Origin of the sequence: Kluyvera cryocrescens NBRC 102467, from assembly GCF_001571285.1 — a bacterium.
GTDB classification, from domain to species: domain Bacteria; phylum Pseudomonadota; class Gammaproteobacteria; order Enterobacterales; family Enterobacteriaceae; genus Kluyvera; species Kluyvera cryocrescens.
Genome location: NZ_BCTM01000039.1, coordinates 21,607 through 36,441 on the forward strand (window position 1 = coordinate 21,607; position 14,835 = coordinate 36,441).

Genomic DNA, 14,835 nt, shown 5'->3' on the forward strand with positions numbered 1-14,835 from the left:
CATCTGTACTCTTGCATTTTTACTTTGTTCTGCATCAATAAAAGCGTAAACATCTTTGATGCAAATCACTACATATAGAACTTAAAATGCTCCCCGGCCCAACATATGGTATTTATCGTCTATCATTGCAACAATGACAATCACGAAAAAGATAGCCGGTATGTGGATAACCTGGGCCGCACTCAGGGGAAAGTATTGGTGAATGGAGCTATTCGGCCAATTGTTGTTTTCCCACCGCTGTGGATAACCTGTTCTTATAAATAATGGAGTGATCATGACACCGCATGTGATGAAACGTGATGGCTGTAAAGTGCCGTTCAAATCAGAGCGCATCAAAGAAGCAATTCTGCGTGCAGCTAAAGCAGCGGGAGTCGATGACGCAGACTATTGCGCCACCGTCGCAGCAATCGTTAGCCAGCAAATGCAGGACCAGTCGCAGGTTGATATCAACGAGATTCAGACCGCCGTTGAAAACCAACTGATGTCTGGGCCGTATAAGCAACTGGCCCGTTCTTATATCGAATATCGCCATGACCGCGACAGCCAGCGTGAAAAGCGCGGCCGCCTGAACCAGGAAATTCGTGGTCTGGTTGAGCAGACCAACTCGGCGCTGCTCAACGAAAACGCCAACAAAGACAGTAAAGTGATCCCCACCCAGCGTGACCTGCTGGCCGGTATCGTCGCTAAACACTATGCGCGCCAGCACCTGCTGCCGCACGACGTGGTGATGGCGCACGAGCGTGGCGTGATCCACTACCACGATCTCGACTACTCGCCGTTCTTCCCGATGTTCAACTGCATGCTTATCGATCTGAAAGGCATGCTGACTCAGGGCTTTAAGATGGGTAACGCGGAAATTGAGCCGCCGAAATCCATCTCGACCGCCACCGCGGTAACCGCGCAGATTATCGCGCAGGTCGCCAGCCATATTTATGGCGGCACCACCATCAACCGTATTGATGAAGTGCTGGCACCGTTCGTCGCCGCCAGCTTCAACAAGCACCGCAAAACTGCCGAAGAGTGGCAGATCCCGAACGCCGAAGAGTACGCGCTGTCTCGCACCGAGAAAGAGTGCTACGACGCCTTCCAGTCGCTGGAGTATGAAGTGAATACGCTGCATACCGCCAACGGCCAGACGCCGTTCGTCACCTTCGGCTTCGGCCTTGGCACCAGTTGGGAATCGCGCCTGATTCAGCAGTCGATTCTGCGTAACCGTATTGCCGGCCTTGGCAAAAACCGCAAAACGGCGGTGTTCCCAAAACTGGTCTTCGCGATTCGCGATGGCCTGAACCACAAGCCGGGCGATGCCAACTACGACATCAAACAGTTGGCGCTGGAGTGCGCAAGCAAGCGCATGTACCCGGATATCCTCAACTACGATCAGGTGGTTAAGGTTACCGGTTCGTTCAAAACCCCAATGGGCTGCCGCAGCTTCCTCGGCGTGTGGGAAAACGAAGACGGCGAGCAGGTACACGACGGGCGTAACAACCTTGGCGTGATAAGCCTCAACCTGCCGCGCATCGCGCTGGAAGCCAAAGGTGATGAAGCCGCATTCTGGTCGCTGCTCGACGAGCGTCTGCTGCTGGCACGTAAAGCGCTGATGACCCGTATTGCGCGTCTGGAAGGGGTAAAAGCCCGCGTCGCGCCAATTCTTTATATGGAAGGGGCCTGCGGCGTGCGTCTGAAAGCTGACGATGACGTCTCTGAAATCTTCAAAAACGGCCGCGCGTCGATTTCACTGGGCTACATCGGCATTCACGAGACCATCAACGCGCTGTTCGGCGACCAGCACATGTACGACAGCGAAATGCTGCGTGAAAAAGGCGTGGCCATCGTCGCCCGTCTGCGTGAAGCGGTTGATCAGTGGAAAGACGAAACCGGCTACGGCTTTAGCCTGTACAGTACGCCAAGCGAAAACCTGTGTGACCGCTTCTGCCGTCTGGATACCGCCGAGTTTGGGCTGGTGAAAGGCGTGACCGACAAGGGTTACTACACCAACAGTTTCCACCTCGACGTGGAGAAAAAGGTGAACCCGTACGACAAAATCGATTTCGAAGCGGCCTACCCTCCGCTGGCAAACGGCGGCTTCATTTGCTACGGCGAATACCCGAATATTCAGCACAACCTGAAGGCGCTGGAAGATGTGTGGGACTATAGCTACCAGCACGTGCCGTATTACGGCACCAACACGCCAATCGACGAGTGCTACGAGTGCGGCTTTACCGGTGAGTTCGAATGCACCAGCAAAGGCTTCACCTGCCCGAAATGCGGTAACCACGACGCCGCCCGCGTCTCGGTCACTCGCCGCGTATGCGGTTATCTCGGCAGCCCGGACGCGCGTCCATTCAACGCCGGGAAGCAGGAAGAAGTGAAGCGCCGCGTGAAGCACCTGGGGAATGGGTAGTTAGGCTAAGCCAACCATGGGGTTCCCCCATCACCCCGGCCCTCTCTTTGAAGAGAGGGCGAAAATCTGTCTCCCATTCAATCCGAGGAAGCTGACTCCAGTCAGTGACCTCGGTTTGAGTGAGCAGCCAACGCAGCGATGGCGTCAATTGAGAAGCAGAAATGAATTATCACCAATACTATCCCGTCGATATCGTCAACGGCCCCGGCACGCGCTGCACCCTGTTTGTTTCCGGCTGCGTTCACGAATGCCCCGGCTGCTACAACAAGAGCACCTGGCGGGTTAACTCCGGCCAGCCGTTCACCGCAGAGATGGCTGACCGCATCATCGCCGATTTAAACGATACCCGCGTTAAGCGTCAGGGGATTTCGCTGTCCGGCGGTGACCCGCTGCACCCGCAAAACGTGGCGGACATTCTCAAGCTGGTGAAGCGGATTCACGCCGAATGCCCGGGCAAAGATATCTGGGTGTGGACCGGCTATAAGCTCGACGAACTGAATGCCGCGCAGATGGAGGTCGTCGACCTTATCAACGTGCTGGTCGACGGTAAGTTCGTACAGGATTTAAAAGATCCGGCGCTGATCTGGCGCGGCAGCAGTAATCAGGTCGTTCATCACCTGCGATAATCGCTCACGTCAGCCGCTCAAAAACGGCTGACGCACTCCATCGCCACCGTTTTAAACTCATCAAAACTCCGCGTTGCCGCAAGGCGAGCCATCGCCCTCTCGCGCAGGAAGGTGACGAAAATATCGTAAATCGCCATCGCTTCTTCATACTCGCTTTTGCTGATCGCCAGCAGGAAGATGATATGCGCGGTTTCGTCGCCCCAGGCGATACCGTCGGGAGCAATCACAGTGTAGACCACCGTCTTTTTCGCCAGTAGCCCCAGCGCATGGGGCAGCGCGATGCCGTCCCCCAGCATGGTGCTGACGATGGCTTCACGCTCGACCACCGAGCCATAAAACTCGGCGTCGACAAATCCTTCCAGCTCCAACTGTTCGCACAGCTCAGCAAACAACGTTTGCTGATCCATCTGGCCGTCAATCACCCGGAAATGGGCGGCGTCGAAGTATTTGTTCAACATAAATGGCCGGGTGCGGTCTACCAGCACCAGTTTGCCGATTTGATCGAGCTGATAGTCGGTGGGGAACGGTGCGATGGTGATAACCGGCTTATCTTTTTCGCTGATGCGCGCGGTGGAGATCACAAAATCTTCGGGTATCGCCGCCAGTTGTTCGTACTCGCGCTGGGAGAGCGTGGCGGCAATTTCCACCTGCGGGTACTTACGCTGCAAAATTGCTTCGATCATTCGCGCCATCGCGTTACCCGCATCGCACACCAGCAGCACTTTCGGCTGGCGCTGGTAGCCGATGTTGTAATGGCGCTCAAGGCCGACGCCGATATGCAGCACCAGGAAACCGATCTCGTTTTCGCTGATCGCATAAGGCGTGTACTTCCCCCAACTGGAGACCGCCGCCAGCGTCATATCCCACGCCATCGGATAGTGCTGTTTGATGTTATCGAGCAGCGGATTGGGGATCATTATCTGGTAGCGGACGCGTGTGATCATGGTTTTGATATGGGTGAGCAGATCCGCATGCAACTGGGCATCGTCCAGCAGATTGTAGTTATATTGCTGATTGATATAGCGCAGGATGTAATTCACCAGCGCTTCGTCGTCGTCGGCGCTGATCGTTTCCGGGTCCACATCCTGCACCTGCCGCGCGGCAATATGCACGCACAGCCACTCCTCTTCCGCCGCGGAGAACGGTTTTCCGGCCAGCTTTTGCAGTGCGGCCGCCACATCATGCGCGACATCACGAACGTTTTGCGCCACATCTTCGGCGCTGAAATCCGCCAGCGGAAATCCCTCGCTGACGCGACGGGCCACCACCGCGCCATACAGGCACAGAAAACGCTCGCCGGCATCGGTCAGGCGAACGCGGTGACGGGTCAGCGTCTCTTGCAGGATCTCTTCAAGCTGCATCGGCACGCTGGCATCAAACGCCTCTTCGCAAATGAGCGGATTCAGCGCCCCCTGCTGGCTAAGCTCCCACAGCAGATCGGTCAGACAAGCGCGCAGCGACACTTCGCTACCAAAGAGCTTCATCCCGTGGCGTGGGCGCGTCTCCAGGGTCAACTGATAGCGGGCAAAGCGCTCGCGTACCTCGGCCATATCGCTTTGCAGCGTGGCCCGGCTGACAAACCACTCATCGGCCAAATCCTCAAGCTTGAGGGAAAAGGCCGAGGTGAGAAACCGCACCAGTAAAAAGTGGATGCGATCCTGCGCCGTGCGCGGGATATGCTGCGGCTTGGGCGCCGTTTCTTCCAGCGTCTGGTAGCGCGACGGATCGTCAATTTTCAGCTGATAACCGCTGCCGCGCGTCAATACAAACTGAGCGCCGTAATGCATCAACAGCGCATTAAGCGCGGTGATATCGGCGCGGACGGTACGGGTTGACACCGACAGCCGCTGCGCCAGTTCATCCTGCGGCAGCGTTTCGTTTTGCAGCAGGCTAAAGAGTTGCGCTAAACGTTGGTTGGGAAATCGCATGTCGGTTCCTTCATATTACGACTTAAGGTTTTGCAGAAATCACCATCTGGGATGGGCCGCCGATCGGCGTATAGTCCGGCGCAAACGTCAGCTTGCCGTCCTTCGGCGCCACGCTAAAGCGGGTGATATTGTCACTGCGCTGGTTCATGACGTACAGCCAGCGCCCTTGGCTATCCAGCGTTAAGCTGCGCGGGTAATCCCCACGGGTCCAGATGTCATCCTGATGATTCAGACTGCCATCCGCCATCACGGTAAAGTGGGCAATGCTGTTGTGTAGACGGTTGGCGACATATAGCTGCTTTCCGTCGGCGCTGAGTACCAGCCCGGCGGCAAAGCTGGTGCCTTTATACTCTTTTGGCAGCGCAGAGACCGTTTGGCCTTCGCGCAGCAGGCCGCTGTGTTTGTCGAGGTGGTAGTACGTCAGCGTGGATGACTCTTCGTTAATCAACCATAGTCCATCCCCGGCGGGCGTAAAGACAAAATGACGCGGCCCGGCACCTGCCGACGACGCCGCGATATACGGCGGATCGTTAGGCGTTAACTTGCCGCTGGCGCTGTCCCGGCGGTATTGATAAATCCGGTCCAGCCCCAGATCGGTGGAATAGACAAACTGCCCGCTCGGATCCGCCGCCACCATGTGGGCGTGCGGGCCGTTATGATCGCTGATGGCAAAGCTGCCCTCCGTCGCGGCTTCCGGTCGTTCAGCCCCCGCCGGGCCATGATCCTGATGGACCTCTACCGCCTCACCCTGGCTACCGTCCTCTTTGACCGGCAATACGGCAATAGAGCCGCTGACGTAGTTTGCCACCAGCAGATGACGGTTATCCGGGGTCAATGAAAGATAGACCGGCCCGGCCCCGCCGGATGCCACCTGATTCAGGCTACTTAAGCTGCCATCGGCGCCGATACTCCACGCCTGCACCACGCCCTTTTCCACTTCGCTGGCGGCATACAGCGTTTTTCCATCCGGCGAGACGGTCAGCTGCGCCACGTTAGGCAGCGAGCCCACCAGCGTCTTATCGCTTAACGCCCCGGTTTTCCCGTCAACGGTAAAACGGTAGAGCCCTTCACCGTTGGGATTATAGGTACCGACCCAGGCGTACTGCGTTTGGGCGACAGCACCAGCGGCGAGAAGCGAAAGAGAAGCGGCAAGCAGGTGATGGGCGGTTGGCATGGTGACTCCTTGGTGGCTCGGTGGGGTTTCCCCTCATCCCGGTCTCTCCCTAAGGGGAAAGGTGAAAACCTCTGCGCCATGTCATGGCACGAAACGGTTCCCTCTCCTTCGCGGGGAGAGGGTTAGGATGAAGGGCAATCGGCACTATTTCACTAACTGTTTCGTCATCTCCAGCAGCTGACGCACATCCGCCGGACGGGTATTGCCGCTGGCTTTATCAATGATTGAACTATAGATATGGGGGATAATTTTGCTAACTCCAGCGTCCAGCGCAATTTTCAGGATTTCGCTAAAGTTATCCAGATCGATACCGCCGGTCGGCTCCAGCCAGAAATCATGACGCGCACAGGCTTGCGCCACCGCGACATACTCATCTCGATGCTTCAGGCCGCCCATCGGGAAATACTTGATCGAGCTGCCGCCCATATCTTTTAGCAGCGCAATCGCGGTTTCCAGCGGGACAATACCGTCAGGTGCCGTGCTCGACAGCGGGCCGGTGGAGATTTTCACCATGCCCACGGTGCCGGTCGGAGAGACCAGGCCGTTGACCACGGTTTCATTTTGCCCCAACAGCGCACGGCTGGTGCCAACGCCGGTGAAGACCTGGTTGACGTGCTGCGGCTGAACCTGGCGGGAAATTTCACTGACCATCGCCGACTGATTCGGATCGCCAGCCCCCAGACCGACGGAAAGCGCATTATCAATCAGTTGCGCATAGTCACGCATGTCCGCGACCGCGCTGGCGATATCCGGATAGTTTTTGGAGAGCACGCCCACCAGCACATGGCCTTCCGCCGCGTCATAAATCTCACGGGCGTTATCTTTGCTACCCGCCAGAACGTTCAGGCAGACGCGGTCACGATAAAAGTTTGGGGCCAGTTTCATGCGGTTTTCTCCTTGTTAAGAACCTCAGCAATACGGCGGGAGACGATCTCCAACTGCTGCGCGTCCACGCTGCGGACATCGGCTTCAATGATGCCTTCGTTGGCCTTGTAGCCACGGAAATAGATGGCGTATTCGCCCTGCTTCAGCGCGCTGACCAACTCGCCGGTGGCAATGCCGGTCACGGCTTCATCAAATTTGATTTCCGCACGGGCAATGTCACGCCCGGCGCTATCCCACACCACGCGCGCGGTAACACCGTTTAACGTATTCAGTTGCTCAATGAACGGGGTCATTTTGGCCACCATCTCATCGCCGCTCTCTTTGCGCGCCGTCAGATAATGTTCAATGGCACAGGTCAGCCCCAGAATGCCTTCTTTGCCTACTTTCATGGCGCGACCGATGCCCATTGACTGGCGCTTGACCCACTCAACGTACTGGGTTTTACCAATCACCAGACCGCTGGTTGGCCCTTCAATCGCCTTCGCGCCGCTGTAGATAACCAGATCCGCGCCAACGCGGTAATAGCACTGCAAATCTTCTTCCGCGGCCGCATCCACGATCAGCGGCAAATTATGATGACGCGCCACTACCGCGGCTTGTTCAACGCTGAGCATGCTTTTCTGTACGCAGTGGTGTGATTTGATATACAGAATCGCCGCCGTACGCGGGGTAATTGCCGCCGCCAACTGCTCGGCGGAGCACTCGTTCGCATAGCCCGCTTCCACCAGCTTGCCGCCGCCCAGCGCCACCATGGTGCCCACCGGTGCGCCAAAATTCACGTTGTGACCTTTTGGCAGCACGATTTCGTTGTTCTCAATCGGCGTGACGTGGAGGTTTTCCAGCAGCCAGTCGCTGTCTTTAACCAGTACCGCCGCCACCGACTGTGCAATCCCCGCCGAGGCGCAGGAGACGACGGTCGCCCCTTCTACGTCCAGCAGTTTGGCAATGTAGTCGCCGGTTTTATTGACCAGATCCTTCATCTCAAAATACTGATTCATCCCCGCCATTGCGGCATCGACCACTTCCGGACGCGGCGTAGAGACGCCCAGCGCCGTCATGCGGCCGGAGGTATTAATGACTTGTTTTAGATTGTACTTCTCAAAAATTGAAGGCATTTTCCGCGCTCCCTTGTTCGGTCAAATAGCCCTTGCCCGCGCGAATCGCGGCAAGCGGCAGCAGAATCTTGTCAGCCTGAAGGCTCTCTTTTTCGGCATCCACCAGCAGCGTCGGCGTCGATGCGAGGGTAAACAGCGTGAGATCGGCGTCATAGCCGACTTCCAGCCGCCCTTTGTGAGACAAACGCAGCCCGTCGGCGGCCTGTGAAGTCACGCAGGCGATGACCTGCGGCAGCGACATGCCGATGGCGAGGAATTTAGACATCACCAGCGCCAGCGAGCGCACCGGGCCATCGATGCGGTTGCGGCAATAAATATCGGAGCTGATGGTGTCGGGCAGAATGCCCATCGCAATCGCTCGCCGCGCCACTTCAAAACTGAAGCTGGCGGTGCCATGGCCGACATCAAGGCGCACGCCGCGCTTTAAGGCGCGCACGATGGAGCCACGCAGCTCGCCTTCCGGCGTCAAAATACGGTTGGGTTTGCCGTTATAGCAGTGGGTAATGATGTCGCCCGAGCTCAGCAGCTCGGCGATCTCATCCAGGTTTGGCGGGTTGTTGCCAATGTGCACCATCAGCGGCAGCTCGCCATTTTGCTGCTGGATGGCTTTCGCCCGCTCCAGCGGAGTGATGCCATTTTCACCGACCACGCTGCTGCTCATGCGCGCTTTCAGGCCGACGATAAAATCCGGGTGACGCTGCACGGCCTGCGTCACCGCCTCGGCATCGATATTGGCCATATTGGCCAGTTCATTCTGCGCAATCAGCCCGACGCGGGAGATATTGAGCAGCGCATAGACGTCGGTCGCCGCCTGACGGGTGAGCTGATAAAAATCGTCCACATCGTCAGCACCGGTACTGCCGGCATCAATCACGGTGGTGACGCCGGTAGCAATACCGACGCTATCCGGCTGATCGTGGTAAATCGGCGAGTTGGGATAGCAGTGAACGTGGGAGTCAATCCAGCCCGCGCTGACGTAGTAGTTGCCGTCCAGTTCGATGGTTTTGTGCGAGGGCGCGCGAATCTCGCCCAGCGCCGCGATTTTCCCGTCCTGGATGGCGATATCAGTGAGGGTATCGTCGACGAGGCGCGCACGGCGCAGGAGTAAATCAAACATCTCTCTCTCCTGTAAAAATGGGGGGAGGCGTTAGCGGCTTATCCGGCCTGCCTATTACAGACCGGATAAGCGCTATGCCATCGGGCACTTAGCTAATCGCCACCGGGAAGATAGAGCCCAGCAGCATGGCACCAAGGATCGCGCCGCCGGTAATGGGTTTCTGCCAGATGTAGAAGAGAAGTGCCCCGACCAGCGAGCCGATACCGATAGGAATGGAAGCGGTCATCGCACTTAAGATAATCAACGGGCCCAGGAAGCGCCCTGAGGCGTTACCCGCGCCCATCATCACGTCCGCACCGTAGGTGGAATCGCTCTGGTTGATGGTGAACTTACGCGCCAGAATGATGATGTAGCCAATCGCCAGACCAATCACCAGCCCGGTAATCAGGGAGGCGATAAAGTTGGTCACCGGGAACATAATGCCCGCGCCCAGCAGCAGCGCCGGAACGCCGAGGCCGACACCGGTCTGGATAGCGCCGCCGATATCGAGGATCCCCACCAGCGAACCTTCGATAATACGGGCGAACAGGAAGCTCGCGCCAAACGCCGCCACCGCGCCGTAAGCACCGGTATCAATCCCGGCTTTTAACATCGCCACGAAGGCCACTTCGTTAAACGCGCCGATACCGTAGAGGTAGTACATGTGTGTCCCGGCAAAGACGCCGGAGGAGAGCAGGCCAACGAAGATCGGGAACGACCAGTCGGCATACCAAAAACCTTTATTTTGTTCCATGTCAGGCTCCCGTTATTTGCCGCTGATTGAGCTGTGGATCAGATCCAGCCAGTTCGGCACGGTCAGGTGGAAGGATTCGATCATCTTCATGTCGAAGCCGCGGAAGAAGGCGCTCAGGACGAACAGCGCAACGATGGCAGCCATCATCACCTTGGTGACGCGATGCCAGCCGCTCTCTTCCACACCCTTACCAATCAGAATACCCAGCACCAGGCCCGGTACCGCATTGCCCATAATCAGCTGCGCAGCGCCGCCGAAAATAGTCGCCCAGAAGCCTGATTTCTTACCGGCATCAATTGCTGCCAGCCAGAAGATCACTGGCATCACGGTATTCACCAGCAGGTTTGCCGCCGGCACCAGTACCTTAACGGCAGTGACCTGCAGTGCCTGCGGTACGGAGGAGGCCGTGAGGTTAAGGAAGGCCACGACGATCATGCCGATCACGCCGCAGGCAATCGCCATTTTCTTCGGATCGTGCAGCGTCTCACCGACGTTGCGGTTTTTGATCATCAGCGCCGCCGCCCCCCAGTTCGGGATAATGCGGTGATCGACGTCCTGGGTGAAGGAACCTGCTGCAACAGAAGAAGCCCAGGCGTTAAAGAAGAAGCCGAGGCCAAAGGAGAAGTGGGAAGCCGGATCGCCTTCACAGGAGTTCAGCTCGCCCAACGTACGAAATGCGCCCATCCCTTGGGTGGTGGGCGCATGAAACATGCGTGCCGCTCCGGCGCCCACGCCGACGCCAACCAGGCCGCCGATGATGAGCGATTTTATTAAAATTATCAGGAACATAGTCTGACCCTTTGGTAAAAATCAGGTTTGCGCGACGAAATCCACTTTATCGATATCAATGGCGGTCACGTTGACGGTAACGTCCAGCTCCACGCTGTACGCACGTCGTTCACGGCGTAAAAAGAAAAACAGGAAAGCTTCTTTTCGTACCGCTTCACGCGCATGAACAACCGCCACGTCCTGTGGCTCAATACGCAATAAGATGTGCGATGATGTTTTCATCACCGCGGCCTGCACATGGTTCAGGGCATCGGCGAACGCCCGCGTTTTGCTCTCGCCTTTGCCCGTGACCCTCACCGTGGTGGTGAATTGCTCTTTCATGTTCACGCGCTGTACTTCTTCTTCCAGGCTTCTACCAGGCGCTCGCCCAGCTCTTCTTTATCCATAAAGCCAAAGCCCAGCACGTTGAAACCTTCGTTGATGGCGGTCACGCCCTCTTCAACCGAACGCATACCGTATTTCGCTTTGTAGCCATGCTTGTTCTGCGCGGTGATAGCACCTGCGCCACCGCTGCCGCAGAAGGAGATGCCGAAGGTGGCATTTTCCGCTTTCATCATGTCGCCAAGCTTCATGTCCGCGGCGACGCCCGGTACGACAACTGCACGAGCACCGGCTTTTTCCGCGCCAGCGGCAACTTTTTGTCCTTTACCCAGGCGGTCGCCAATTACTACGGTGATCTGTTCCATGTGTTGCTCCTTACAGGTTTTCTTTTGCGACTTCGAAGTGGACGGACAGCAGCCAGGCCTCTTCTTTTGGCAGATTGCCGAATTCCGCGACCACGTCGCGAGCCAGATTCATTGAGTCTTCTGATATTTCTTCAAACAGGCTAGCGTCCACTTCCGGCAGCGGTTCACCGCTGATCGACCGATGGGCCATCGCCCGCACGTGGGACGTCAACATTTGCTCCTGCACGTCGTTGGGGGTGATACCGCGTTGGCGTAACAGTGCGAACACCTGCTTAAGCATCTTGTCTGCCAGCTGTTCGGTCTGCGCCACCTGCTCCCCTGCGTCGTGTATTACCGCTCCGTTATTCACTCGTGTTACCCCGCTAATGTCTCTGAGGACCAAACTAACGTCGGGGGCAGTGAGTTTGTAGCGAGTTGTTTTCCACTTCGAAGTGGAAAGGCAGACGGCCTGGGTGATCTGATTCACATATTCATCACGAATCTCACGATTTCGATATATTCGCGTGATGAATGTCACGAATGCGGGGCAAGGCAATAGGAAAAGCGAATGGAAAAATGAGGGTCAAAAGTGTGAAGCGGATGGAGTTTTGGCGGTGGAAAGCGGGAAACGTCGGCTGACGCTTCCCGGAAAATGCTTAGCGGTACTTCTTGTGATAAGTGTTGCGGGTGGTTTTAAACTCTTCGGCCGCGGCCTGAGCTTCTTTGATTTTGCCTTCGTTTGCCAGCTTCAGCGCACCGTCAATCTGGCCGATAAGGATATCGAAACCGTGGCGGAAGTCTTTCATTTCCGGGCTATCAGCCGCTTTGCCTTCCAGCTTCGGCGGAGTCTCTTTTTGCGCATCGACGGCGGCGGTACGCATCTTGTTCAGCGCGCCTTTCAGCTCGCCCGCATCGGAGGTTTTCTGCACGACCTGCAGATTTTCCGCCAGCGTATCCATATCTTCGCCGAGGTCAGCAAAGGCCGAAGCCGAGCCGAGGGCTAAAGCAGAGACAGCCAGCATCGCTAACAGTTTTTTACGCATTGCTCACTTCCTTTTTTATTATTTAAGCAAAACGGGCGCAGCAGGATGCGCCCTAAACGTGATTACTGGCCGGCGATTTTCATCTCCGGTAACAGTACGGAACCACACTGGATATTACTCCGTGTCTCAATATCGTCGGCAATGGTGACCATATTGCGCCACATATCTTTCAGGTTGCCAGCGATAGTGATTTCACTTACCGGGTACTGAATTTCGCCGTTTTCAACCCAAAAACCGGATGCGCCGCGGGAGTAATCGCCGGTGATGCCGCTAACACCCTGCCCCATCAGTTCGGTGACGACAAGACCCGTGCCCATCTCTTTAAGCAACTTTTCAAAACTCAGGCCGCGGCCCTTGATACGCCAGTTATGGATACCACCCGCATGGCCGGTGCTCTTCAGACCCAGCTTGCGCGCAGAGTAATTGGTCAGCAGCCACTGCGTCAGCACGCCATCTTTAATGATGTCGCGACGTTCGGTACGCACGCCTTCGCCATCAAACGGCGTCGAGGCCAGCCCTTTCAGCAGATGCGGATGCTCTTCAATGGTCAGCCACTCTGGCAGAATTTGCTCGCCCAGTGAGTCGAGCAAGAAGGTGGATTTACGGTATACCGAGCTGCCGGCAATCGCCCCGACCAAATGGCCAAACAGGCCGGTAGCCACTTCATTGGCGAAAATCACCGGCGCCTGCATGGTGGACAGCTTGCGCGGAGCCAGGCGTGACAGGGTGCGACGAGCACACTCTTCGCCGACCCATTCCGGCGATTGCAGATCGCCCAGCGCACGACCGATGGTGTAAGCGTAGTCACGCTCCATATCACCGTTAGCCTCAGCAATCACGCAGCTGGAGAGCGAGTGACGGGTCGAGCAGTAGCTTTGCAGCATGCCGTGGCTGTTACCAAACACCTTGATGCCGTAGTGGCTATTAAAGCTACCGCCTTCGGTATTGGTAATGCGCTTGTCCGCTTTCAGGGACGCCTGTTCGGCACGCGCGGCCATTTCAATGGCTTCGTCCGGGGACACCTCCGCCGGGTGGAAAAGGTCAAGATCCGGGGCGTCAAACGCCAGCAGCTCTTTATCCGCCACGCCTGCGTACGGGTCTGGCGAAGTGTAGCGCGCGATATCCAGCGCCGCCTGGACGGTACGGGAAATCGCATCCGGGCTCAGGTCAGTTGAAGAGGCGCTGCCTTTGCGATTCTGGTGATAAACGGTGATCCCGAGCGCGCCATCGCTATTAAACTCGACGTTTTCAACTTCACCGTAGCGAGTGCTGACGCCAATACCGGTGGTCTTGCTTACCGCGACTTCTGCACCATCTGATTTACCGGCCGCCAGCTCTAACGCCATGGAGACCGCTTTTTCCAGCGCAATACGTTGTTCCGCAACTTGTGTGATCACTTTCATCGTCTAAGCCATAATCTGAGGTAAAGTTAAATGAAGTCTAACAGAGAACCCTTTCTCAGTATGCGCTCAAGCTGTTAGTATTAGCCTCTTTTTTAAGGAGCCTGAAATGACAAAGCAGCCCGAAGACTGGCTCGACGAAGTCCCTGGTGATGATATCGAGGACGAAGATGATGAAATTATCTGGGTCAGCAAGAGTGAAATTAAGCGTGATGCCGAAGAGCTGAAAAAGCTCGGAGCAGAGCTGGTTGACCTGGGTAAAAACGCCCTGGATAAAATCCCGCTGGACGCCGACCTGCGTGCCGCCATTGAGCTGGCGCAGCGTATTAAGATGGAAGGCCGCCGCCGCCAGCTGCAGCTGATTGGCAAGATGCTGCGTCAGCGCGACGTAGAACCTTTCCGTCAGGCGCTGGACAAGCTGAAAAACCGTCACAACCAGCAGGTTGTTCTGTTCCATAAGCTGGAGCAGCTGCGCGATCGTATGGTTGAAGGTGGGGATGAAGCGGTTGAAGAGGTGCTGAACCTCTGGCCAGACGCTGACCGCCAGCAGCTGCGTTCGCTGGTGCGTAACGCGAAAAAAGAGAAGGCCGGTAACAAGCCGCCAAAATCCGCTCGCCAGATTTTCCAGTATCTGCGCGAACTGGCTGAAAACCAGGATTAAGTCTCTTAAAAACGCCTTCTCTGATGAGGTGATGCGCGTTAGTTAAACGCAAAATTCCGTTCACTTTATGTTTTGTAGAACATGAAACATCGGCATCAGTAAACGAGCTAAGGGGGTCACCGCGACCCCCTTAGTAATCCCCGCGGCCCCGCAGCGAAATCGGTGCTTCGCACTGCGTTCGCCTGCGAACTCCAGCCTGCGGCACGGCGAAACTCGACGCTACTCGTCCCATTCCTGGGACTCGCCCTTCGGGCCAACGCAAGCGTGGTTCAACATTGCTCCCGGCAATTTTGTC

15 protein-coding genes are annotated in these 14,835 nt (G+C 56.6%); 3 read left to right on the plus strand and 12 right to left on the minus strand.

Going from position 1 to position 14,835, the window contains the following annotated elements; genetic code table 11:
- Window positions 1-274 precede the first annotated feature (274 nt).
- The gene (gene nrdD, locus KCR01S_RS20625; RefSeq protein WP_061284881.1) at window positions 275-2,404 is read left to right on the plus strand and encodes an anaerobic ribonucleoside-triphosphate reductase; all 2,130 of its coding nucleotides are present in this window, start codon (window positions 275-277) and stop codon (window positions 2,402-2,404) included.
- A gap of 161 nt (window positions 2,405-2,565) precedes the next feature.
- Window positions 2,566-3,030 carry an anaerobic ribonucleoside-triphosphate reductase-activating protein gene (nrdG, locus tag KCR01S_RS20630; RefSeq protein WP_061284882.1) on the plus strand — a complete coding sequence of 155 codons (465 nt, stop codon included), beginning with the start codon at window positions 2,566-2,568 and terminating at the stop codon, window positions 3,028-3,030.
- 17 nt (window positions 3,031-3,047) lie between these two features.
- Here the strand turns inward: nrdG and KCR01S_RS20635 are convergent, their stop codons facing one another.
- From KCR01S_RS20635 to pmbA, 12 genes are all read right to left on the minus strand, one after another.
- Window positions 3,048-4,958 carry a BglG family transcription antiterminator gene (locus tag KCR01S_RS20635; RefSeq protein WP_061284883.1) on the minus strand — a complete coding sequence of 637 codons (1,911 nt, stop codon included), beginning with the start codon at window positions 4,956-4,958 and terminating at the stop codon, window positions 3,048-3,050.
- 22 nt (window positions 4,959-4,980) lie between these two features.
- On the minus strand, window positions 4,981-6,132 hold the full coding sequence (locus KCR01S_RS20640; protein ID WP_061284884.1) for a lactonase family protein: 1,152 nt from the start codon (window positions 6,130-6,132) through the stop codon (window positions 4,981-4,983).
- Between the two features lie 144 nt (window positions 6,133-6,276).
- Window positions 6,277-7,017, minus strand: a complete 741-nt coding sequence (gene dagF, locus KCR01S_RS20645) for a 2-dehydro-3-deoxy-phosphogluconate aldolase (RefSeq protein ID WP_061284885.1) — start codon at window positions 7,015-7,017, stop codon at window positions 6,277-6,279.
- Entirely contained in the window at window positions 7,014-8,132 is a 1,119-nt protein-coding gene (locus tag KCR01S_RS20650; RefSeq protein ID WP_061284886.1) for a DgaE family pyridoxal phosphate-dependent ammonia lyase, read from the minus strand. The genes dagF and KCR01S_RS20650 overlap by 4 nt, the downstream gene beginning before the upstream one ends.
- A complete protein-coding gene (locus tag KCR01S_RS20655) occupies window positions 8,116-9,249 on the minus strand; it encodes an amidohydrolase/deacetylase family metallohydrolase (RefSeq protein ID WP_061284887.1) in 1,134 nt (377 codons plus the stop codon). Before KCR01S_RS20655 ends, KCR01S_RS20650 begins: the two co-directional genes overlap by 17 nt.
- Window positions 9,250-9,337: 88 nt before the next feature.
- Entirely contained in the window at window positions 9,338-9,982 is a 645-nt protein-coding gene (locus KCR01S_RS20660) for a DUF4310 family protein (RefSeq protein WP_052282426.1), read from the minus strand.
- Window positions 9,983-9,994: 12 nt separating this feature from the next.
- Window positions 9,995-10,771 carry a DUF4311 domain-containing protein gene (locus KCR01S_RS20665; RefSeq protein ID WP_052282427.1) on the minus strand — a complete coding sequence of 259 codons (777 nt, stop codon included), beginning with the start codon at window positions 10,769-10,771 and terminating at the stop codon, window positions 9,995-9,997.
- A 21-nt stretch (window positions 10,772-10,792) separates the two neighbouring features.
- A complete protein-coding gene (locus tag KCR01S_RS20670) occupies window positions 10,793-11,092 on the minus strand; it encodes a DUF4312 family protein (RefSeq protein ID WP_052282428.1) in 300 nt (99 codons plus the stop codon).
- 2 nt (window positions 11,093-11,094) lie between these two features.
- Complete coding sequence (locus KCR01S_RS20675) at window positions 11,095-11,457, minus strand: SFCGS family glycine-rich protein (RefSeq protein WP_061284888.1); 363 nt, start codon at window positions 11,455-11,457, stop codon at window positions 11,095-11,097.
- A gap of 10 nt (window positions 11,458-11,467) precedes the next feature.
- Window positions 11,468-11,806: a glycine dehydrogenase gene (locus tag KCR01S_RS20680; protein WP_061284889.1), complete on the minus strand. Its 339-nt coding sequence runs from the start codon at window positions 11,804-11,806 to the stop codon at window positions 11,468-11,470.
- A gap of 286 nt (window positions 11,807-12,092) precedes the next feature.
- Window positions 12,093-12,479 carry a cytochrome b562 gene (gene cybC, locus KCR01S_RS20685; RefSeq protein WP_061284890.1) on the minus strand — a complete coding sequence of 129 codons (387 nt, stop codon included), beginning with the start codon at window positions 12,477-12,479 and terminating at the stop codon, window positions 12,093-12,095.
- 62 nt (window positions 12,480-12,541) lie between these two features.
- Window positions 12,542-13,882 (minus strand): metalloprotease PmbA, encoded by a 1,341-nt coding sequence (gene pmbA, locus KCR01S_RS20690; protein WP_061284891.1) that lies wholly within the window; start codon window positions 13,880-13,882, stop codon window positions 12,542-12,544.
- Window positions 13,883-13,988: 106 nt separating this feature from the next.
- Between pmbA and yjgA the strand changes: the two genes are divergently transcribed.
- A complete protein-coding gene (gene yjgA, locus KCR01S_RS20695; RefSeq protein WP_061284892.1) occupies window positions 13,989-14,540 on the plus strand; it encodes a ribosome biogenesis factor YjgA in 552 nt (183 codons plus the stop codon).
- The last annotated feature ends 295 nt before the right edge of the window (window positions 14,541-14,835 follow it).

Excerpts from the sequence above, each read along its gene's own strand:
- KCR01S_RS20655 (WP_061284887.1), bottom strand. The coding sequence starts at position 9,249 with ATGTTTGATTTACTCCTGCGCCGTGCGCGCCTCGTCGACGATACCCTC.
- KCR01S_RS20665 (WP_052282427.1), bottom strand. The coding sequence starts at position 10,771 with ATGTTCCTGATAATTTTAATAAAATCGCTCATCATCGGCGGCCTGGTT.
- KCR01S_RS20650 (WP_061284886.1), bottom strand. The coding sequence starts at position 8,132 with ATGCCTTCAATTTTTGAGAAGTACAATCTAAAACAAGTCATTAATACC.
- nrdD (WP_061284881.1), top strand. The coding sequence starts at position 275 with ATGACACCGCATGTGATGAAACGTGATGGCTGTAAAGTGCCGTTCAAA.
- KCR01S_RS20635 (WP_061284883.1), bottom strand. The coding sequence starts at position 4,958 with ATGCGATTTCCCAACCAACGTTTAGCGCAACTCTTTAGCCTGCTGCAA.
- cybC (WP_061284890.1), bottom strand. The coding sequence starts at position 12,479 with ATGCGTAAAAAACTGTTAGCGATGCTGGCTGTCTCTGCTTTAGCCCTC.
- KCR01S_RS20675 (WP_061284888.1), bottom strand. The coding sequence starts at position 11,457 with ATGGAACAGATCACCGTAGTAATTGGCGACCGCCTGGGTAAAGGACAA.
- KCR01S_RS20670 (WP_052282428.1), bottom strand. The coding sequence starts at position 11,092 with ATGAAAGAGCAATTCACCACCACGGTGAGGGTCACGGGCAAAGGCGAG.
- yjgA (WP_061284892.1), top strand. The coding sequence starts at position 13,989 with ATGACAAAGCAGCCCGAAGACTGGCTCGACGAAGTCCCTGGTGATGAT.
- pmbA (WP_061284891.1), bottom strand. The coding sequence starts at position 13,882 with ATGAAAGTGATCACACAAGTTGCGGAACAACGTATTGCGCTGGAAAAA.
- KCR01S_RS20660 (WP_052282426.1), bottom strand. The coding sequence starts at position 9,982 with ATGGAACAAAATAAAGGTTTTTGGTATGCCGACTGGTCGTTCCCGATC.
- KCR01S_RS20640 (WP_061284884.1), bottom strand. The coding sequence starts at position 6,132 with ATGCCAACCGCCCATCACCTGCTTGCCGCTTCTCTTTCGCTTCTCGCC.
- dagF (WP_061284885.1), bottom strand. The coding sequence starts at position 7,017 with ATGAAACTGGCCCCAAACTTTTATCGTGACCGCGTCTGCCTGAACGTT.
- nrdG (WP_061284882.1), top strand. The coding sequence starts at position 2,566 with ATGAATTATCACCAATACTATCCCGTCGATATCGTCAACGGCCCCGGC.